This window comes from Amycolatopsis jejuensis (genome assembly GCF_000717335.1).
Lineage (GTDB): Bacteria > Actinomycetota > Actinomycetes > Mycobacteriales > Pseudonocardiaceae > Amycolatopsis > Amycolatopsis jejuensis.
On sequence record NZ_JNYZ01000007.1, the window covers coordinates 53,750 to 72,999 of the forward strand.

Genomic DNA, 19,250 nt, shown 5'->3' on the forward strand with positions numbered 1-19,250 from the left:
GTCGGCCATAGTCGAGAGCCACGGCAAGGGACATCCCGGAGGAAGGCACCAGCATGCGTGACGCTGTCATCTGCGAACCCGTCCGTACCCCGATCGGCAGGTTCGGCGGCGCGCTGAAGCCGGTGCCCGCCGCCGACCTCGCCACCGTCGTGCTCAAGGCCCTGCTCGACCGCACCGGCATCGCACCGGACGCGATCGACGACGTGATCCTCGGCCACTGCTACCCCAGCGCCGAAGCCCCCGCGATCGGCCGTGTCGTCGCGCTCGACGCCGGGCTTCCGGTCACCGTCCCCGGGATGCAGGTCGACCGGCGCTGCGGGTCCGGGCTGCAGTCGGTGCTGCTGGCCGCGCTGCAGGTGCAGGCCGGGGCGAGTGACCTGGTCGTCGCGGGCGGCGCGGAAAGCATGTCCAACACCGTCTTCTACGCCAACGACCTGCGCTGGGGCGCGGGCGGCGCCGGAGTCCAGCTGCACGATTCCCTCACCCGCGGCCGCCAGACCCCGGGCGGGAAGCATTACCCGGTACCCGGTGGCATGCTCGAAACCGCGGAAAACCTGCGTCGCCACTACGAAATCAGCCGCGAGGAGCAGGACCGGCTCGCGGTCACCTCGCACCAGCGGGCCGTCGCCGCGCAGCAGTCCGGGGTGTTCGCCGAGGAAATCGTGCCGGTGCCGGTCGAGACCCGCAAGGGCCCCGTCGTCGTGGACACCGACGAGCATCCGCGCCCCGGCACCACCGTCGAGACGCTGTCGGCGCTGAAACCCGTGCTGGGCAAGCAGGATCCGGACGCGACCGTCACCGCGGGCAACGCCAGCGGCCAGAACGACGCCGCCGCCGTCTGCATCGTCACCACCCGCGAGCGCGCCGCCGAACTCGGCCTGCGTCCGCTGGTCCGGCTGGTATCGCACGGTGTCGCCGGGGTCGAGCCGAAGGTGATGGGCATCGGCCCGGTACCCGCCTCGGCGCTCGCGCTGGAACGGGCCGGGCTGAAGCTCTCCGACGTCGACCTGATCGAGCTCAACGAGGCCTTCGCCGCGCAGGTACTGGCCTGTACGCGGGAATGGGGGTTCGGCGAAGCCGATTTCGACCGGCTCAACGTGCACGGTTCCGGGATCTCGCTCGGCCATCCGGTCGGCGCCACCGGCACCCGGATTCTCGCCACGCTGGCGCGGGAAATGCAGCGCCGCGAAGCCCGCTACGGGCTGGAAACCATGTGCATCGGCGGCGGGCAGGGCCTGGCCGCGGTGTTCGAGCGGATCGCGGCATGACCCGCGTCTTCGCCTCCGCCGACGAGGTCCGCGCCGCGCTCGGCGGATCACTCGGCCCCACCGGCTGGCTGCACATCGACCAGGCGCGGATCGACGCGTTCGCCGACGCGACCGGCGACCACCAGTGGATCCACACCGATCCCGTCCGCGCCGCGCACGGCCCGTACGGAGCCACGATCGCGCACGGATTCCTCACCCTCTCGCTGATCCCGTCGTTCGGCGCGCAGCTCTACCGGCTCGACTTCGGCACCGCCCGGATCAACTACGGCCTCGGCAAAGTGCGGTTCCCCGCGGCGGTCCCGGTCGGCTCCCGGCTCCGCGCGACGGCCGCCTTCGCCGCCGCCGAACCAAGCCGCGCCGGGATCACGGTGACCACCCGGTTCACTCTCGAACTCGAAGGCGCCGAGAAACCGGCGTGCATTGCGGAAACGCTGGTCGTTGTCGCCTGAACCCGAACGGGGCCCGAAGATGCGCACCGAATTCTGCCGTCTGGACGAAGCCGTCTCCCGGCACGTCCGGCCCGGCGATGCACTGCACGTACTGATGGGGCACAGCCGCTGGACCGCGCTCATCCGGGAAATCGCGCGCCAGCATTGGGAAAAGCCGTCGCGGTTCACGTTGATCATGGCGAGCCTGTCGTCGCTCGGCGCGGTGCTGTTCCGGGCGGGCTGCCTGGAGAAGGTCGTCACGGTCTATTCCGGCGATTCCTTCCCGGTGTTCACGCCGAACCCGGTGTTCCAGCAGGCCTACGCAGACGGCACCGTCGAGGTCGAGAACTGGTCGTTCCTCAGCTACATCCAAGGCCTGCGCGCCGCCGCGACCGGGGTACCCGCGGTCGTCACCGGCTCGGTGCGCGACTCGTCGATGACCGGCAACCCCGGCTACGAGGAGGTCGACACGCGGTTCGGCCGGGTCGGCCTGGTCGCGCCGCTGACCCCGGACGTCGCGCTGGTGCACGCCGCGGTCGCCGACCGCCAGGGCAACCTCGCCATCGCGCCACCGATGTTCGAAGGCTCGATCGGCGCCTTCGCCGCCCGCCGCGGCGTGCTCGCCACGGTGGAGAAAGTCGTCGACGACCTGCGTCCGTGGGCGCCGTTCGTCCGCATCCCCGCCCACCGCGTGCTCGCCGTCGCGGAGGCCCCGTACGGCGCGCATCCCGGCGGGGTTTTCCCCGGCACCGAGGGCGCGCGGCTGCCGGTCGACGGGTACGCCGAGGACGTCGCGTTCTGGATTGCCGCGCGCAACGCCAGCCGTTCGGGGGACTTCGACGACTGGATCCGCGAATGGGTCCTCGACCCACCCGACCACGCCGCCTACCTGGCCAAACTCGGCGACGCCCGGCTCGCCGATCTGACCCGCGAGCTCGGCAGGCCGACCCCGCCCACCGGCCGCGGCGAGCACTCGGGACCGGTCACGAAACCCGAACGCGCGGCGGCGTGGCTCGGCGAGCTGCTGCGGTCACGCATCGCCGAAACCGGCACCGACACCGTCCTGGCCGGAGCCGGGCTGGCGAACCTCGCCGCCTGGGTCGGCGTCGCGAAGGCAAAAGCCGACGGCCACCAGGTCGCGCTTTCGGCCGAACTCGGGCTGTGGGACTACTCCCCGACCCCCGGCGACCCGTTCATCTTCAGCTTCGCGAACTTCCCGTCGTCCTCGATGCTGCTCGACACCGAACAGGTGCTGGGGAACGTGGTGAACGGGCCGTCCACGCGGTCGATCGCCTGCATCGGGGCCGCGGAAATCGACCGGTACGGCAACATCAACACCACGCAGATCGAAGGCGGCCCGTACCTGGTCGGCTCCGGCGGCGCCAATGATGTGGTGACCGGCGCGGACGAGACGTACGTCGTCGGAACGATGAGCCCGCGCCGGTTCATCGAGAAGTGCAGCTACGTCACCAGCCCCGGCGCCCGGGTCCGCGCCGTAGTGACCGACCTCGGCGTCCTCTCCCGGCGCGACGGCGAGCTGGTGCTCACCGCCATCGCACCAGGTCAGCGCGTGGAAGACGTCCGCGCGCGCTGCGGGTGGGACCTCGCCGTCGCGGACGATCTGCCGGAGCTGCCCGAGGTGAGCGGCGAGGATGTCCGGCAGCTGCGAAGCTACGACCGCGAGGGACTGTTCCTCGGTGACGGCAAGAAGGGAACCTGATGAGCCGCTACGCCCGATTCGAGCACCTGCGAGTGGACGGCCCGGACGAGGACGGCGTGCTCGAACTCGTCCTCGACGCCCCGAACCTCAACGCGGTGAGCGAACCCGCACACGGCGACCTGGCCGACATCTGGCGTGAGTTCGACCGCGACCCGGCGGTGAAAGCCGTCCTGCTCCGCGGCGAAGGCAAGGGCTTCTCCGCGGGCGGATCGTTCGACCTGGTCGAGAAACTGGCCGACGACTTCGACGCCCGCACCCGCACCATGCGCGAAGCCCGCGACCTCGTGTACAACGTGATCGACTGCTCGAAACCGATCGTGTCGGCCATCCACGGCCCCGCCGTCGGCGCCGGTCTCGTCGCCGGGGTGCTCGCCGACGTCTCCGTGGTCACCGCGAACGCGAAAATCATCGACGGCCACACACGCCTCGGCGTCGCGGCAGGCGACCACGCCGCCGTCTGCTGGCCGTTGCTGTGCGGGATGGCCAAAGCCAAGTACTACCTGATGACCTGCCGCCCGCTGTCCGGCGCCGAAGCGGAGCGGATCGGCCTGGTGTCCCTGTGCGTCGACGACGAGGCCGAACTCCTGCCCACCGCCCGCGAAATCGCCCACGAACTGGCGAACGGCGCCCCGAACGCGATCCGCTGGACCAAGCAAAGCCTCAACCTCTGGTACCGCCAGCTGGCCGGCGCGATCTTCGACTCCTCGCTGGCGCTGGAATTCTACGGTTTCGCGGGCCCCGAAGTCCGCGAAGGCCTTGCCTCTCACCGAGAACGCCGCAAGCCCGACTTCACCCGGACGCCCGACGCATGACGGCGCTATTGGCCGGACTCCGGGTCGTCGAACTGTCCGCGTACATCGCCACCCCTCTCTGCGGGCTGACGCTCGCGCAGCTGGGCGCCGACGTCATCCGCGTCGAGCCCGTCGGCGGCGCCCCCGACCGCACCCGCTGGCCCTTGTCCGACAACGGAACCAGCCTCTACTGGTCCGGACTGAACAAGGGCAAACGCGCCATCGAGGCCGACCTGGAATCCGGGTCCGACCGCCACCGGATAGCCACCCTGATCACCGACGGCGCCCCTTGCGTGGTCGTCACGAACACCACCCGGCACCCCGACCTCAGCTACGAAACCCTGAGTGCGCAACGCCCGGACCTCATCCACGTCCTGCTGGACGGAAAAGCCGACGGCAGCGCAGCCGTCGACTACACGGTCCAAGCAGGCACCGGATTCCCCCTGCTCACTGGCACCGGCCCGGATCCGGTAAACCACGTACTCCCCGCGTGGGACGTCTGCGCAGGTCTGTATCTGGCCGTCGGCTTATTGGCCGCCGAACGCCACCGCCAGGAAACCGGAAAAGGCCAATCAATCCGCGTCGCGCTGGAAGACGTCGCCCTGGCGACCGCCGGAAACCTCGGCTACCTCACCGAAGCCCAGCTGACGACGCACGCCCGCACCAAATCCGGCAACGACATCTACGGCACCTACGGCCACGACTTCGAAACCGCCGACGGCGAGCGAGTAATGATCGTACTGCTCACCGAACGACACTGGACCAAAATGCTCACCGCAACCGGCCTGACGGGAGCCTTTGCGGCCTTGAGCAAAACCTTGGGAATCTCTTTCACCACCGAATCCGACCGCTACCGGCACCGAGACCTCATCACGCCGCTACTGGCCCGCTGGTTCGAGCAAACCCCCTACCACGAGGTAGCAAAAACCCTGACGGCACACCGAATCCTGTGGGACCGCTACCGCAGCTTCACCGACCTGGCCCACGCACTACCCACCCACCCGCTCTTCGAAGAAATAGACCAACCAGGCGCAGGCAAACACTGGGCCCCGAAATCCCCCATCCACACCAACGGCACCCGCCTCCCCCCAACCCCCGCCCCCACCATCGGCGAACACACCACCGAACTCCTCCCCCCACCAAGTCCGTGAAGGGAACCTTCACGGAATCAGATTCCCTCATGGTTCCCTTCACAGCCCTCCGCATTCCGTGAAGGTTCCCTTCACGGCTTTCCCCACGGCACCCAGACCCGGCCCTGCACCCCGATACGAAGCCAAAACACGGTCGGGAGGGGCTTGTCAAGGCATCCTTCCCGCCTTGACAAGCCCCTCCCGACCGTTGTCACAATCCCGGCTTCGGGGTGCCCCACGCAACAATTCCCTCAACGCAGAACCTCACCCATGCGTCAACGACAAATTGAACGAATACCGTGACGCCCGATAAACATGCCACCCATATTCCACCACCCGCCCGGTTTCGTCATAAGTAGTCCGCTCCATGGTCAGCAAAGCAGCCCCGACCTCCTCCCCAAGCAGTTCCGCATCCTCCGCATCGGCCAACCGGGCACCGATACTCTGCTGCGCCGAATGCAACCGAACCCCCGCCCGCCGCAGCAACTGATACAGCCCCTGCTCCCGCAGATCGTCATCCGACGGATCAAGAATCCCGTCCGGCAGGTAATTGTTCATCACTGCCAACGGCTCCCCACCGGCAAACCGGACCCGCCGTAACCGCCGCACCCGCAAAAGCCCAGGTGCCTCCAACATCTCAGCCGCAGCAGGGTCCACCGCCTCCACCCGATTGACCAGCACCTCGGACGACGGCGCACCCCCGAGCCCGGCAAGATCGTCGAACAGGCTGCTCAACCGAAGCGGCCGAGCCACCTTCGTCCGCACCACCTGCGTCCCGACCCCCCGCTTACGCACCAGCAGCCCCTGATTCACCAACGACTGAATCGCCTGCCGCACCGTAGGCCGGGACAACCGCAGCCCCGCCGCCAAATCCAGCTCATTGGCGAGCCGGGTCCCCGCCGGAAGCCGCCCATCCTCAATCGCCGCATGCAACTGCCGCGCCACCTGGAAATACAGCGGCTCCGGACTAGCCGGGTCCACGATGATCCCGCGGACCGGGTCCCACGCCGGGCTGGTGCTCATCTCCGGAGCCTACCGGCCGGGCCTATCAGGACCGAATGTCCATATGTCTTGACAAAGTCCCCACGCAGGAGCACTGTCGAAGCAGACACCGACGCGGAGGGACTGCATGAACACCGTCGAGCGGATCGTCGCCAAGCGCGTGCACGATCCGGGGGCGATCGCCGAGGCCGCTGCCGTCCGGGTACGCGCGAAGTCACCGTTCAACGACAAGGGCCGCACCATGATCATCGCGGCCGATCACCCCGCGCGCGGCGCGAACGCGGTGGGCGGTGACCCGCTCGCCATGGCCGACCGCGGCGAGCTGCTGGAGCGGCTGTGCCTCGCGCTGGAGCGCCCCGGCGTCACCGGTGTGCTCGCGACCCCCGACGTGATCGACGACCTGCTGCTGCTCGGCGTCCTCGACGGCAAGACGGTCATCGGGTCGATGAACCGCACCGGGCTCGCCGGGTCCAGCTTCGAGATCGACGACCGGTTCGCCTGCTACGACGCCGAAACCCTCGCCCGGATGCGCTTCGACGGCGGCAAGATGCTCACCCGGATCTGCCTCACCGACCCGGCGACCCCGGCCGTACTGGAGAACACCGCGAAGGCGGTCAACGACCTGGCCGACCGGAACCTGCTCGCGATGGTCGAGCCGTTCCTTTCAGGGTGGACCGGCGGGCGGATCACCAACGACCTCTCCCCCGAGGCTGTGATCCGGTCCATCACGATCGCGTCCGGGCTCGGCCGCTCGTCCGCGTACACGTGGCTGAAGCTGCCGGTGGTGGCCGACATGCCGCGCGTACTGGCCGCGTCCACGCTGCCGGTGGTGCTGCTCGGCGGCGAGGTGCAGGATCCCGACGCCGCGTTCACCGCATGGCAGGAGGCGCTCGAGCTGCCGACAGTGCAAGGCCTGGTGGTCGGGCGATCGCTGCTGTACCCGCACGACGGCGACGTGGCCAAGGCGGTCGACACGGCGGTGGGGCTGCTGTGAAGCACTATCAGGAAGCCGGCACCAGCGCGGACGGCCCGTTCAGCCTGGTCGTCACGCCGGAATCGGCCGGGTGGGGCTACTCCGGGCTGCGCGTGCTGGAACTCGACGGGACGCAGACCGTACACACCGGCGACGCGGAGGCGCTCGTCCTGCCGTTGTCCGGAAGCTGCACCGTCTCAACAGACGGCTTGGTGTGCGAACTCGCCGGGCGTGCCGATGTCTTCGACGCAATCACCGATTTCGCTTACCTGCCAAGGGATGCCGAGGCGACGATCACCGGTCGAGGCCGCTTCGCACTGCCGTCGGCGAAGACGGAGAAGCGGCTGCCCGCCCGGTACGGCCCGGCGTCCGGTGTCCCCACCGAGCTGCGCGGCGCGGGTATCTGCAGCCGCCAGGTCAACAACTACTGCCTCCCGCACACCTTCGAAGCCGACCAGCTGCTCGTCTGCGAGGTGCTGACGCCGGGCGGGAACTGGTCGTCGTATCCGCCGCACAAGCACGACGAGGCCCGCGAAGGCGAAACCGAACTGGAGGAGATCTACTACTTCGAGGTCGCCGACGGCGGCATGGGCTACCAGCGCGTGTACGGCACCGTCGACCGGCCGATCGAGGTGCTGGCCGAAGTGCGCAGCGGGGACGTCGTGCTGATCCCGCACGGCTGGCACGGGCCGTCGATGGCCGCGCCGGGCTACGATCTGTACTACCTCAACGTGATGGCCGGTCCGGGACCCGAGCGGGCGTGGCTGATCTGCGACGACCCGGCGCACGCGTGGGTGCGCGAGACCTGGGAGGCCGAGGACATCGACCCGCGGCTGCCGTTCGGGAGGACCCCATGAGGCTCACCACCGCGCAGGCCCTGGTGCGGTTTCTCGCGAACCAGTACTCCTCGCGCGACGGCGCCGAGCAGCGGCTGATCCCCGGCGTATGGGGCATTTTCGGGCACGGCAACGTCGCCGGGCTCGGCCAGGCCCTGCTGCAGGCCGCGCGCACCGGCGCACTCCCCTACTACCTGGCGCGCAACGAGCAGGGTCAGGTCCACGCGGCGGCGGCGTTCGCGAAAATGCGCAACCGGCTGCAGACGTTCGCCTGCACCGCGTCGACCGGTCCCGGCTCCACCAACATGATCACCGGCGCCGCGCTGGCGACCACCAACCGGCTCCCGGTGCTGCTGCTCCCGAGCGACGTGTTCGCCACCCGGGTCGCGGATCCGGTGCTGCAGCAGCTGGAAGACCCGCGGTCCGGGGACGTTTCGGTGAACGACGCCTTCCGCCCGGTCTCGAAGTACTTCGACCGGATCACCCGGCCGGAGCAGCTGATTCCCGCGGCCTTGGCGGCGATGCGGGTGCTGACGGACCCGGTGGAGACCGGCGCGGTCACGCTCGCGTTGCCGCAGGACGTCCAGGCCGAGGCTTACGACTGGCCCGAGGAGTTCTTCCGCCGCCGGGTGTGGCCCGTCGACCGGCCGGTGCCGCAACCGGAATCCCTGGCGCGAGCCGTCGAACTGTTGCGCGGCGCCACCGCTCCGCTGATCGTCGCGGGCGGCGGCGTCGTCTACTCCTCGGCGGAGGATTCGCTGCGCGCATTCGCCGAGGAGACCGGAATCCCGGTCGCGGACACGCACGCGGGCAAGGGCGCGGTGCCGTGGGACCACCCGTGCGCGGTCGGTGGCCTCGGCTCCACCGGCACGTCCGCGGCCAACGCGCTCGCCGCCGAGGCCGACGTGGTACTCGGCATCGGCACCCGCTACAGCGATTTCACCACCGCGTCGCACACCGTTTTCGGCAACCCGGCGGTGCAATTCGTGAACCTTAACGTCGCCCGTTTCGACGCGGCGAAGCATTCCGCGGAAATGGTGCTGGCGGACGCTCGACGCGGCCTGGAAGCCTTACGGGAAGCACTCGCGGGCTGGCACGTCGGCGAGAAATGGCAGGCCCGCGCGCGGCTGCTGGCCGACGAATGGAACCGTACCACCGAAGAGTGCTTCCACCTCGGACACAGTCCGCTGCCCGCGCAGACCGAAATCCTCGGCGCGCTCAACAGCGAACTCGACGACCGCGACGTCGTGATCAACGCCGCCGGTTCGCTGCCCGGCGACCTGCAAATGCTGTGGCGGGCCCGGGATCCGAAGGCGTACCACGTCGAATACGCTTATTCCTGCATGGGTTACGAGGTCGCCGCCGGAGTCGGGGTGAAACTGGCCGCACCGGACCGAGAAGTGGTCGTCCTCGTCGGCGACGGTTCGTACCTGATGATGGCGCAGGAAATCGTCACGCTGATCGCGGAACGGCTCAAGGTGATCATCGTACTGGTGCAGAACCACGGATTCGCGTCGATCGGCTCGCTTTCGGAATCACTGGGCTCACAACGATTCGGTACCGCCTATCGCTATCGCGCCGATTCCGGTTTACTGGAAGGCGACGTACTGCCGGTCGACCTGGCGGCAAACGCGGCCAGCCTCGGCGCGACCGTCCTCCGTGCGTCCACAGTGGACGAGTTCCGCGCCGCACTGAAACAGGCCAAGGCAAACCCCACGACCACCGTCGTGCACATCGAAACCGACCCGCTCGCGCCCAACCCGCCCGGATCGGCGTGGTGGGACGTGCCGGTGAGTGAAGTGTCCGAACTGGACTCCACCCGGACCGCGCGCGAAAGCTACACCGACGCCAAGCGTCGGCAGCGGCATTACCTGTAGGAGCAAAGTGAACACCATCGAACACTGGATCAATGGCGCCCTGACCCCGGCCGGATCGACCCGCACCGCGCCGGTGTACAACCCGGCAACCGGCGAACAGCAAGCATCGGTGCTATTGGCCGAATCAGCCGACGTGGACACCGCGGTTTCGGCTGCCGCCAAGGCATTCACCTCCTGGGGCGATTCGTCACTCTCACAACGCACCCGCATTCTCTTCGCCTTCCGCGAGCTATTGGTAAAGCACGAGGACGAACTGGCCCGGATCATCTCCCGCGAACACGGCAAGGTGATCGACGACGCACGCGGAGAAATCGTCCGCGGCCGCGAGGTCGTCGAATACGCCTGCGGTATCGCCGACGCACTCAAAGGCAGTTTCTCCGACCAAGTCTCCCGCGGCGTCGACGTCCACGATTTCCGCCAGCCACTGGGTGTCGTCGCCGGGATCACGCCGTTCAACTTCCCGATCATGGTCCCGCTGTGGATGCACCCGGTCGCCATCGCCACCGGCAACACATTCGTGCTCAAGCCGAGCGAACGCGACCCGTCGGCGGCCAATCTGGTAGCCCGGCTGTACGCCGAGGCGGGCCTGCCGGACGGCGTCTTCAACGTGGTACACGGCGACAAGGTGGCCGTTGATGCGCTGCTGGACCACCCGGACATCTCCGCGGTGTCCTTCGTCGGCTCCACCCCGATCGCAAAGTACGTCCACGAGCGCGGCACGGCATCCGGCAAACGCGTACAAGCATTGGGAGGCGCGAAAAACCACGCCGTCGTCCTCCCCGATGCCGATCTGGAATACGCCGCAAACCACCTGACCGCAGCGGCTTTCGGCTCAGCCGGACAACGCTGTATGGCGATTTCCGTAGCTGTCGCCGTCGGCGAAGCCGGTGACCGGCTCGTCGAAATTCTGGCGCGCAAGGCGCGCGAGGTAACGGTCGGCCCAGGCTCGGATGCGTCCAGCGACATGGGCCCAGTCGTCACTTCGGCAGCACGCGCCCGGGTCATCGACGCAGTGGCGCAAAGCGGTAAGGAAGGCGCGACGGTAGTCGTCGACGGCCGAGCCCTGACCGTCCCCGGACACGAAAGCGGGTTCTTCGTCGGTCCGTCCCTTCTGGACAACGTGACCGCGAAAATGCAGGCCTACCAAGAAGAAATCTTCGGCCCGGTACTGGCCGTAATCCGCGCCGCGACAGTGGACGAAGCCATTGCCCTGATCAACGCCAACCCCTACGGCAACGGTACCGCAATCTTCACCGGCAGCGGCGAGTCCGCCCGGAGGTTCCAGCGCGAGGTCAAGGTCGGCATGATCGGCGTCAACGTCCCCATCCCGGTACCCATGTCGTACTACTCATTCGGCGGCTGGAAAGACTCCCTCATCGGCGACAGCCCCATCCACGGCCCGGCAGGCGTACGGTTCTACACCCGCGCCAAAGTCGTCACCACCCGCTGGCCGCACACCGAAAACCACTCCGCCGCCTTCACCTTCCCCACCTCCTGACGTCCGTGAAGGTGGCCTTCACGGACTTCCCCGGCCCGGCACCGAGCCACCTAGCCACCTAGCCACCGGTTCAGCGGACCACCGCCGTGATCCGATGCACCACCCACTCCAGCGGTCCCCGCCGCCGCCAATACCGCCACGCCACCGACGCGGCCAGCATCACGATGATCGTCATCACCAGGAACACGAACGAATACGGCCCCGGCACCAGCGATTTCACCACGAAATGCGCTGCATACCAGGTCAACGCCATCCCTCCGGCCGCAGCCAGCGGCCACAGCACCCGCCGCCCCATCGGACGATCCAGCACCACCAGCAACCCGCCGACCAGCACCATCGCCACCCCGATCATCAGCGCAATCCCGAGCGGGCTGGTGGCATACAACGAGCCATCAGTCGGCATCGCCAGCAGCACCTGCCACGCCATCCCGGGCGGCGGGACCGAGGCAATCGCCGCCGCACCCCCGAGCGGATATGTCGCCACCCACGAACCCACGATACTCACCGTGGACAGTACGAAACCGGTGTACAGCAACCGGATCCGGACGCCATGGGCATTCAGGTCGAGCCTTCCGATCGCCATCCCGGCAAGGATGAGCGGCAGGCCATAGGCAACCTGGAACCCTCCCCCGAACAAGACGAAGTCCCGGACCACCGCCGGCCCGGACGAGCCTTCCGACCGCATCCACGCCGAATGAGAGCTGAACACCCAGAAGGCGTAAAGCGTCACCGCCGGAACCGCAATTCCCGACAGCACGAACAACGTCCGCGCCCGCAACCTGGTCAACGGCAGCATCAGCAGGAGCAGGACGGCGTAATACGAGATCACCGAGGCGCCGAAGTGGTCGATCCCCAGGCTGATCAGGAACAACACCACCGCCCGCACCGCCAGCCGCCGTCGCGCACGCCACTGGTCAGGTCCGCGATACGGCGTCGAACCCCCGGTCATCAAGGCCGTGGACAACCCGAACAGCAGCACGAACAGGCTCATCGCGCGGGACGACGTCTGCTCGCTCAGCCAGGTCAGGAATCCCGGCGCCGCGGAAGGGGGACCGCCGTGCAGCCAGCCGGTCGCGAAGAAATGCTCGATGAACACTCCGACGATCGCGAGCGCGCGCACCGCGTCCACGCCGAGGAGCCGTCCTTCCGGTATCCGGAGCCCTCCTCGGTCCGGCGTCACCTCTGTCCTCATCGGACTCCTTTCCGGTCGCAACGAACGACGCCACGCTAGGCAGGCCGGTTCACCACCAGGCAGTGATCACGTTGCAGTGGCCGGGAGGAAATCCATCGGTTCGGTAACAGCGGTCCCCGGGAAGCGCTCCGGCCGCAAAATGCGTACTGTGCAAAGCATGCGAAGGACGGTGCTTGCGGTGGCGATATTGCTGCCGCTCACCGCGTGCTCCGATGTGGACGGTGTGCGGATCGCCGGTCCGGCCCAAACGGCGGCCCCGGCGACGGCTCCGGCAGGCAATCCGCGCACGCCTAGCGTGGACGCGGTCGCCCTGCTGCGCGCGGACCCGGCGGTGGGTGCGGGAACGAAAGCGGTCCTGCAGCCGTGCCGGAGTGGGCCGCGCACCGGCGCGTATCCGGTGGACACCGCGTACGCCGAGCTGACCGGCGACGATCGGGTCGAGGTGATGGTGAACGTATTTCCGTGCGCGGCGATCGGCACCAATGGCATCGGCAGCAGCGGGGCGACCGGAGTTCCGGTGCACGCGTATGTCGGCAGCTACGTCTACACCCTCGGTGGCAAGCAGCTCCTGAAGCTGGAGAACGCCGGCTCCATGCTGTACGTCTCCGGCGGCACGCTGCTGGCGTTCACCGTGAACGATTTCTCGAGCGACGTGGTCCGCTACCGCTGGACCGGCACCGAGTTCAGGCGGGTGTGAGCATGGCGGAAACCCACGTGCTGTTCGTCGAGGACGACGACGTGATCCGGGAGGCGACGCAGCTCGGCCTCGAACGGGCCGGATTCCGGGTTTCGGTGGCGGCCGACGGGCTCGCCGGGCTCGACCGGTTCCGCGCGCAGCCGCCCGACGTCGCGCTGCTCGACGTCATGCTGCCCGGTCTCAACGGGGTCAGCCTGTGCCGCCGGATCCGTGAGGACAGCCGGGTGCCGGTGCTGATGGTGTCCGCGCGGGGCGACGCCGTGGACGTCGTGCTGGGGCTCGAAGCAGGCGCGGACGACTACGTGACCAAGCCGTTCGACACCTCGGTCCTGATCGCGCGGATCGAGGCGGTGCTGCGGCGGACCGGATGGTCCGGGTCCGGGGAAGGCGCGCGCACCCGGTTCGGCGACCTCGAAATCGACCGCGCCGGGCTGGACGTCCGGCGGAACGGGCAGCCGGTGGACCTCACCCCGACGGAGCTCCGGTTGCTGCTGCGGTTCGCCGAATCGCCGGGCACGGTGCTGAGCCGGGACACGTTGCTGGCCGGGGTGTGGGACTACGAGTGGGGTGGCGACACGCGCGTGGTGGACGTCCACGTGCAGCGGCTGCGCGGAAAGATCGGCCAGGATCGGCTGCAGACCGTGCGGGGCTTCGGGTACAAGCTCCGCGCCGAACCGTGAAACTCTTCCCGGCCACGCTGCGGTGGCGGCTGACCACGGTGGTCACGCTGGTGTCGGCGGCCGTCGCGGTGACGCTGAGCCTGTTGGTGCACCAGCAATTCGCGCGCACGCAAGCAGAGCAGGCGCGGCGGGCGCAGGACGAATGGGTACAGCTGCTGCTGCGCAACCCGGGCGTCGACGGCCAGGTCGACGACCGCGAGCTCCCCGCTCCCCTGCGCGACGCCGTCCGCGGCGGGAACCGGGCGACCTATCTGGACCGGAGTGGCCTCGTGCTGTGGGCCGCGGCGGAAACCGGCGGGCACGTCGTGTCGGTACGCACGAGCTATGCCGCGCAAGCACAAGCACTGTCCACTCTGGACCAGGAACTCATGGCGGGATCGGCGGTGGTGACGGCCGCGGGTGCGGTACTCGGGGTCGTGCTGGGCGCCGGAATGGCGCGGCGCTTGCGGCGGGCGGCCGAGGCGGCACGGGAGGTGGCCGCCGGAGAACCGGCCCGGGTCCGCGACGCGATCGGCGCCCGTCCCCGCGACGAGACGGCCGACCTGGCACAGGCGGTCGACGCGATGGCCGACGCACTGCAGTCCCGGCTGGCAGCGGAGCAGCGGGTGACCGCGGACATCGCGCACGAGCTGCGAACACCGGTGACCGGCCTGGTGACGGCCGCGGAACTGCTGCCGCCCGGCCGTCCGGCGGAACTGGTCCGCGACCGGGTGGCGGCATTGCGATCGCTGGTGGAGGACGTGCTGGAGGTGGCCCGGCTGGACACCGCAACCGAACGCGCGGAGCGGTCGGAGGTCGACCTGGCGGAATTCGTCCAGCGGCGGGTCCCGGACGTGGTGATCCGCGCCGGCGCCCGGGTGAGCACCGACCCGCGCCGCCTCGAGCGGATCCTGGCGAACCTGCTGGCGAACGCCCGGAGACACGGCGCACCCCCGGTGACCGTCACCGTGGACGGCGCGACCATCCGCGTCCGCGACCACGGCCCGGGCTACCCGGATCTCCTGCTGCGCGAAGGCCCGGCCCGCTTCCGCACGGGCACCGCGGCGCGGGGAACGGGCCACGGCCTGGGCTTGACGATCGCCGTCGCACAGGCGCAAGTCCTGGGCGCGTCTTTGAAGTTCGGCAACCCGCCCGACGGCGGCGCACAGGCGACCCTGCACCTTCCGGATGCGGTCCGTGAAGGGAACCATGAGGGAATCTGAGTCCGTGATGGTTCCCTTCACGGACTTCTCCAGGCCGCGCGAAGCTGAGCGGCTGGCGCGGTCCGCCGACTGCATCGGCGCTGTCGGCGTCCGGCCCGCTTCGGTCCCGCCCCCCACACACACGCTCTTCCGGGATTCCCGGGATAACCGGGATTCCCGCGCCGATCTCGTCGGCTGTCGGGCGGGGCGGACCCGGCACCACCCACCGACCCAGCCCACAGTCCCAGCCCACCGACCCCTGCCCACCGACCCTGTCCACCGCCAGGTCTTCTCAAACCGTCCCCGGGATGCCAAGCTGCTCACCAGCCGGGCACCCCCTGTACCGGCTTGGCCGATGACAACGTTGTCAGTCCTTCCTGGAGGTGCGTCCATGCGGTCGCAGAGCAGACGGGTGGCCGCGGTGGCGGTCGCGGGCTTCGTGGTTTCCGGGCTAGTGTCCGGGACCGCGCACGCCGCCGGGCCGCCGGCGAGCCCGGCTGATCCGGTTTCCCTCGTCCATCCGTTCGTCGGCACGCAGAACTTCGGCAACACGTTTCCCGGCGCCAGTGCGCCCTTCGGCATGGTGCAGGTCAGCCCCGACACCGGCGGCCAGGGCGGTTACGACTACCAGCAGAACACCATCTACGGCTTCAGCCAGACCCACCTCTCCGGCGTCGGCTGCGGCGTCATGGGCGAGCTGCCGGTCATGCCGACCACCGGCGCCGTCCAGACCGACAAGGACGCCTACAAATCCGGCTACCGCCACGACGACGAGCAGGCCGAACCCGGCTATTACCGCGTCGGGCTGAAGAAGTACGGCGTCGGTGCCGAGCTCACCGCCACCGAGCGCACCGGCTGGCAGCGCTACACGTTCCCGTCCACCGGCGAGGCGAACGTCCTCTTCAACACCGGCCAGGCCAACCAGTCGGTGAAGGACTCCGAAATCCACGTCGTCGGCGACCGGACCCTCGAAGGCCGCGTGCGCGCCGGTGGGTTCTGCGCCGGGCACGACGAGCACACCGTCTACTTCACCGCCACCTTCGACCGGCCCTTCGCCTCCTTCGGCACCTGGCGCGGCGGCACCCGCACCGCGGGCAGCCGGGACGCGGGCGGCACCGGCGGCAACGGCGCCTGGGTCACTTTCGACGCGGCGAATGACCACGATGTCGTACTCAAGGTCGGCCTCTCCTACACCGGTCTTGACGGCGCCCGCAAGAACCTCGCCGCGGAAACCGGTACCGGCTACGACTTCGACGCCACCCGCGCCGCCCTGCGCCAGAAGTGGGCCGACCGGCTCGGCGCGATCAAGATCGGCGGCGGCACCCCGGACCGGCAGGCCGCCTTCTACACCGCGCTCTACCACGCGCAATTGCACCCGAACCTGGCCGGCGACGTCAGCGGTGAGTACACCGGATTCGACGGCAAGGTGCACCACGCCGACGGATACACGCCGTACCAGAACTTCTCGCTCTGGGACACCTATCGCCCGCAGAACCAGCTGCTCGAAATGCTGGAACCGCAAGTGGCGCGTGACGTCGCGTTGTCGCTGCTCGCGATCGGCCGCGACGGTGGCTGGCTGCCGCGCTGGGCGCTCGGGTCCAGCGAAACCAACATCATGACCGGCGACCCGGTGACCCCGTTCCTCGTCGAAGCCTGGTCGAAAGGCCTGCTCGCCGGGCATGAGCAAGAGGCGTACGGGCTGCTCAAGAAGAACGCGACGAGCACGCCACCGGCCGAGTCGCCGTACAACGGCCGCTCCGGCGCGAACTACTACAACGACCGTGGGTACCTTCCGAGCGGCCTCACGCTCGGCAAGGACTGTGCGGCCAAGGGCGGCGACAACGATTGCGAGCATCCGACGTCGGCGACCATGGAGTACTCCGCCGCCGACGCCGCGCTCGCCTTGATGGCCAAGGGCCTCGGCCACCAGGACGACGCGCGGATGTTCGCCGATCGCGGCCAGTGGTACCGCAACGTCTGGGACACCTCGATCAAGCAGTTCCGGCCGCGGACGACCGACGGCACCTGGCTCACGCCGTACAACCCGATCGACGCCGACCATCAGTTCCACGAAGGCGGCGCACACCAGTACCAGTGGCTCGTGCCGCAGGACCCGGCCGGGCTGACCTCGCTCATGGGCGGCAAGCAGGCGACCGAAAAGCGGCTCGACGAGTTCTTCGCCTACGGCAACCTGCTCAAGGACCCCGCCGGCACTGCCCGCAAGGACTGGATCGCCAGCCCGTACGACTACTACGCCAAAGCCACCTACAACCCCAACAACGAACCAGACCTGCTTTCGCCGTACATGTACAACTGGGTCGGCGCACCGGCGAAGACGGCAACCGTCGTCCGTGCCGCGATGACGCTCTTCACCACCGGCCCGGACGGCATGACCGGCAACGACGACCTCGGCACGATGTCGGCGTGGTACGTCTTCTCCTCGCTCGGGCTCTACCCGACGATGAGCGGCGCGAACTTCCTCGCCGTGTCCAGCCCGCAGTTCGAGTCCGCGACTGTCCGGATCGGACAGTACGGGGACAAGCAGGGTGGCACGCTCACCGTCACCGCCCCGGGCGCGAGCGACACGAACCGTTACGTGCAAAGCGTTTCGCTCAACGGCCAGGAGGTGCGCAAGACCTGGCTCGGCTGGTCGGCGGTCGCCCACGGCGGCGCGCTCGCCCACCGGCTCGGCGATAAACCGTCGCGGTGGGGAACCGGGGCGGGCGCGGAACCGCCGTCGGTGAACAAGGCGGGTGCTGATCAGCGGCGGCACGTCGACACGTCACTACGGCCGGGTTCCGTTGTGCTGCCTGCACAATCCACCGCACAGACTGTCCACTTGAACCTGGACGTGCTCGCGCAGAACCCCGGCGCACAACCGGTTCTGGTGACCGCGACGGCGCCGCGCGGCTGGCGGGTGCAGACCGAACAGTTGCAGCTGCTGTGGTCGTTCCGGCTACCGGCGCAGAAAACCGCGCCGGTCACCGTGACCGTCCCCGCCGGAACGCCGATCGGGAAGTATCCCGTGGAGCTCAAGGCATTCGGCCCGGGCGCGAACACGGTCACCCGCACCGCGAACATCGAGGTCCGGGAGCCGACGGTGTGTGCGGCGACGTCCGGAACACAGTGCGCGGTCGACCTCGGGCACGACCGCAACCACGACGGCACTGCGACCGTGGCCGCGTCCACCGAAGGCAATTTCGACGACAGCGGCTGGAGTTACGACGCTGCGCTGCTTCCGCCCGCTGGTCCGTTCGTCCATGATGGAGTGACGTACGCCGCCCCCGATCCCGCCGGGACTGCCGCGAACTTCGTCGAGGCGCGCGGGCAGTCGTTGTTGCTACCGGCCGGAAAGCACGAATCGGTGCGGCTGATCGGCGCGTCGCACAACGGTCCGGTGTCGACGGCGCTGACCGTCCACTACAGCGACGGAACGAGCGCCGACCTGCCCGCCACCTTCGGCGACTGGGCCGGTTCGACGCCCGACGGCACCACGATCGTGCTCGACATGCCGCACCGGATCAAGGCGGGCAGCGGCGTGGACGGGCCGCCGGTGCGGTTGTTCGGCATGAAGTCCACATTGGACGCGGGGAAGACCGTCCAGTCGGTCAGCCTGCCGAACGACCCGCGGGTGCAGATCTACGCCATCACGCTCACCTGAACCCGGGCCGGGTTCGCCGGATCTCCCCCGTCTCCGGCGAACCCGGCCCGCCCCGGTTCCCCCGAATCCGGCCCTCCCCCGTCTCCGGCGAACCCCACCGCCTCGTCCCCGGCGAACCGGCCCTCCCCCAGTTCCCGCGAACCCGGCCCTCCCCCGAACCCCGGCCCTCCGCAGTTCCCCCGAACTCCGCCTCCCCCAGTTCCTGGCGAACCCGGTCCTCCCCAGCTTCCCCGAACCCGGTCCTCCCCAGCTCCCCCAAACCCGGCCCGCCCATCCCCGGCAAACCCGGCCCTCCCCGGTTCCCCCGTCAGCGCGA

Annotated in this window: 15 protein-coding genes; 13 read left to right on the forward strand and 2 right to left on the reverse strand. The window is 69.0% G+C overall.

All coding sequences use genetic code 11. The features are described 5' to 3' along the window. Positions 1-53: 53 nt before the first annotated feature. The 5 genes from OO71_RS10315 to OO71_RS10335 are packed head-to-tail and all read left to right on the forward strand — an operon-like array spanning position 54 to position 5,358. Positions 54-1,268, forward strand: coding sequence for an acetyl-CoA C-acetyltransferase (locus tag OO71_RS10315; protein ID WP_033289472.1), 1,215 nt, complete (start codon positions 54-56; stop codon positions 1,266-1,268). Beyond that, positions 1,265-1,717, forward strand: coding sequence for a MaoC family dehydratase (locus tag OO71_RS10320; RefSeq protein WP_033289473.1), 453 nt, complete (start codon positions 1,265-1,267; stop codon positions 1,715-1,717). The genes OO71_RS10315 and OO71_RS10320 overlap by 4 nt, the downstream gene beginning before the upstream one ends. 19 nt (positions 1,718-1,736) lie before the next feature. Beyond that, positions 1,737-3,416, forward strand: a complete 1,680-nt coding sequence (locus OO71_RS10325) for a CoA-transferase (protein WP_033289474.1) — start codon at positions 1,737-1,739, stop codon at positions 3,414-3,416. Then, positions 3,416-4,228 carry an enoyl-CoA hydratase/isomerase family protein gene (locus tag OO71_RS10330; protein ID WP_033289475.1) on the forward strand — a complete coding sequence of 271 codons (813 nt, stop codon included), beginning with the start codon at positions 3,416-3,418 and terminating at the stop codon, positions 4,226-4,228. The genes OO71_RS10325 and OO71_RS10330 overlap by 1 nt, the downstream gene beginning before the upstream one ends. Then, positions 4,225-5,358, forward strand: a complete 1,134-nt coding sequence (locus tag OO71_RS10335; RefSeq protein ID WP_033289476.1) for a CoA transferase — start codon at positions 4,225-4,227, stop codon at positions 5,356-5,358. Before OO71_RS10330 ends, OO71_RS10335 begins: the two co-directional genes overlap by 4 nt. A 243-nt stretch (positions 5,359-5,601) precedes the next feature. Here the strand turns inward: OO71_RS10335 and OO71_RS10340 are convergent, their stop codons facing one another. Then, the gene (locus tag OO71_RS10340; RefSeq protein ID WP_033289477.1) at positions 5,602-6,360 is read right to left on the reverse strand and encodes a GntR family transcriptional regulator; all 759 of its coding nucleotides are present in this window, start codon (positions 6,358-6,360) and stop codon (positions 5,602-5,604) included. 106 nt (positions 6,361-6,466) lie between these two features. Between OO71_RS10340 and OO71_RS50015 the strand changes: the two genes are divergently transcribed. From OO71_RS50015 to OO71_RS10360, 4 genes are read left to right on the forward strand one after another with little or no spacing between them, the layout of a single operon-like run. Continuing rightward, positions 6,467-7,333 carry a Cgl0159 family (beta/alpha)8-fold protein gene (locus OO71_RS50015; RefSeq protein WP_033289478.1) on the forward strand — a complete coding sequence of 289 codons (867 nt, stop codon included), beginning with the start codon at positions 6,467-6,469 and terminating at the stop codon, positions 7,331-7,333. Next, complete coding sequence (gene iolB, locus OO71_RS10350) at positions 7,330-8,169, forward strand: 5-deoxy-glucuronate isomerase (protein WP_033289479.1); 840 nt, start codon at positions 7,330-7,332, stop codon at positions 8,167-8,169. Before OO71_RS50015 ends, iolB begins: the two co-directional genes overlap by 4 nt. After that, complete coding sequence (gene iolD, locus OO71_RS10355; protein ID WP_033289480.1) at positions 8,166-10,025, forward strand: 3D-(3,5/4)-trihydroxycyclohexane-1,2-dione acylhydrolase (decyclizing); 1,860 nt, start codon at positions 8,166-8,168, stop codon at positions 10,023-10,025. Before iolB ends, iolD begins: the two co-directional genes overlap by 4 nt. A gap of 7 nt (positions 10,026-10,032) precedes the next feature. Beyond that, the gene (locus OO71_RS10360; protein WP_033289481.1) at positions 10,033-11,523 is read left to right on the forward strand and encodes a CoA-acylating methylmalonate-semialdehyde dehydrogenase; all 1,491 of its coding nucleotides are present in this window, start codon (positions 10,033-10,035) and stop codon (positions 11,521-11,523) included. A gap of 70 nt (positions 11,524-11,593) precedes the next feature. Here the strand turns inward: OO71_RS10360 and OO71_RS10365 are convergent, their stop codons facing one another. After that, positions 11,594-12,715, reverse strand: coding sequence for a DUF418 domain-containing protein (locus OO71_RS10365; RefSeq protein WP_084144850.1), 1,122 nt, complete (start codon positions 12,713-12,715; stop codon positions 11,594-11,596). A gap of 157 nt (positions 12,716-12,872) precedes the next feature. Here OO71_RS10365 and OO71_RS47250 point away from each other — a divergent pair, with 157 nt between their 5' ends. From OO71_RS47250 to OO71_RS10385, 4 genes are all read left to right on the forward strand, one after another. Continuing rightward, a complete protein-coding gene (locus OO71_RS47250; RefSeq protein ID WP_156096245.1) occupies positions 12,873-13,412 on the forward strand; it encodes a hypothetical protein in 540 nt (179 codons plus the stop codon). 2 nt (positions 13,413-13,414) lie between these two features. Next, positions 13,415-14,092 (forward strand): two-component system response regulator CseB, encoded by a 678-nt coding sequence (gene cseB, locus OO71_RS10375; protein ID WP_033289483.1) that lies wholly within the window; start codon positions 13,415-13,417, stop codon positions 14,090-14,092. Further along, entirely contained in the window at positions 14,089-15,294 is a 1,206-nt protein-coding gene (locus OO71_RS10380; RefSeq protein WP_033289484.1) for a sensor histidine kinase, read from the forward strand. Before cseB ends, OO71_RS10380 begins: the two co-directional genes overlap by 4 nt. Before the next feature lie 370 nt (positions 15,295-15,664). Beyond that, positions 15,665-18,934: a GH92 family glycosyl hydrolase gene (locus OO71_RS10385; RefSeq protein WP_033289485.1), complete on the forward strand. Its 3,270-nt coding sequence runs from the start codon at positions 15,665-15,667 to the stop codon at positions 18,932-18,934. The last annotated feature ends 316 nt before the right edge of the window (positions 18,935-19,250 follow it).

What these genes read in the sequence shown, in the direction of transcription:
- OO71_RS10315 (WP_033289472.1), top strand. Translation starts at nt 54, where the DNA reads ATGCGTGACGCTGTCATCTGCGAACCCGTCCGTACCCCGATCGGCAGG.
- OO71_RS10320 (WP_033289473.1), top strand. Translation starts at nt 1,265, where the DNA reads ATGACCCGCGTCTTCGCCTCCGCCGACGAGGTCCGCGCCGCGCTCGGC.
- OO71_RS10325 (WP_033289474.1), top strand. Translation starts at nt 1,737, where the DNA reads ATGCGCACCGAATTCTGCCGTCTGGACGAAGCCGTCTCCCGGCACGTC.
- OO71_RS10330 (WP_033289475.1), top strand. Translation starts at nt 3,416, where the DNA reads ATGAGCCGCTACGCCCGATTCGAGCACCTGCGAGTGGACGGCCCGGAC.
- OO71_RS10335 (WP_033289476.1), top strand. Translation starts at nt 4,225, where the DNA reads ATGACGGCGCTATTGGCCGGACTCCGGGTCGTCGAACTGTCCGCGTAC.
- OO71_RS10340 (WP_033289477.1), bottom strand. Translation starts at nt 6,360, where the DNA reads ATGAGCACCAGCCCGGCGTGGGACCCGGTCCGCGGGATCATCGTGGAC.
- OO71_RS50015 (WP_033289478.1), top strand. Translation starts at nt 6,467, where the DNA reads ATGAACACCGTCGAGCGGATCGTCGCCAAGCGCGTGCACGATCCGGGG.
- iolD (WP_033289480.1), top strand. Translation starts at nt 8,166, where the DNA reads ATGAGGCTCACCACCGCGCAGGCCCTGGTGCGGTTTCTCGCGAACCAG.
- OO71_RS10365 (WP_084144850.1), bottom strand. Translation starts at nt 12,715, where the DNA reads ATGAGGACAGAGGTGACGCCGGACCGAGGAGGGCTCCGGATACCGGAA.
- OO71_RS47250 (WP_156096245.1), top strand. Translation starts at nt 12,873, where the DNA reads ATGCGAAGGACGGTGCTTGCGGTGGCGATATTGCTGCCGCTCACCGCG.
- cseB (WP_033289483.1), top strand. Translation starts at nt 13,415, where the DNA reads ATGGCGGAAACCCACGTGCTGTTCGTCGAGGACGACGACGTGATCCGG.
- OO71_RS10385 (WP_033289485.1), top strand. Translation starts at nt 15,665, where the DNA reads ATGCGGTCGCAGAGCAGACGGGTGGCCGCGGTGGCGGTCGCGGGCTTC.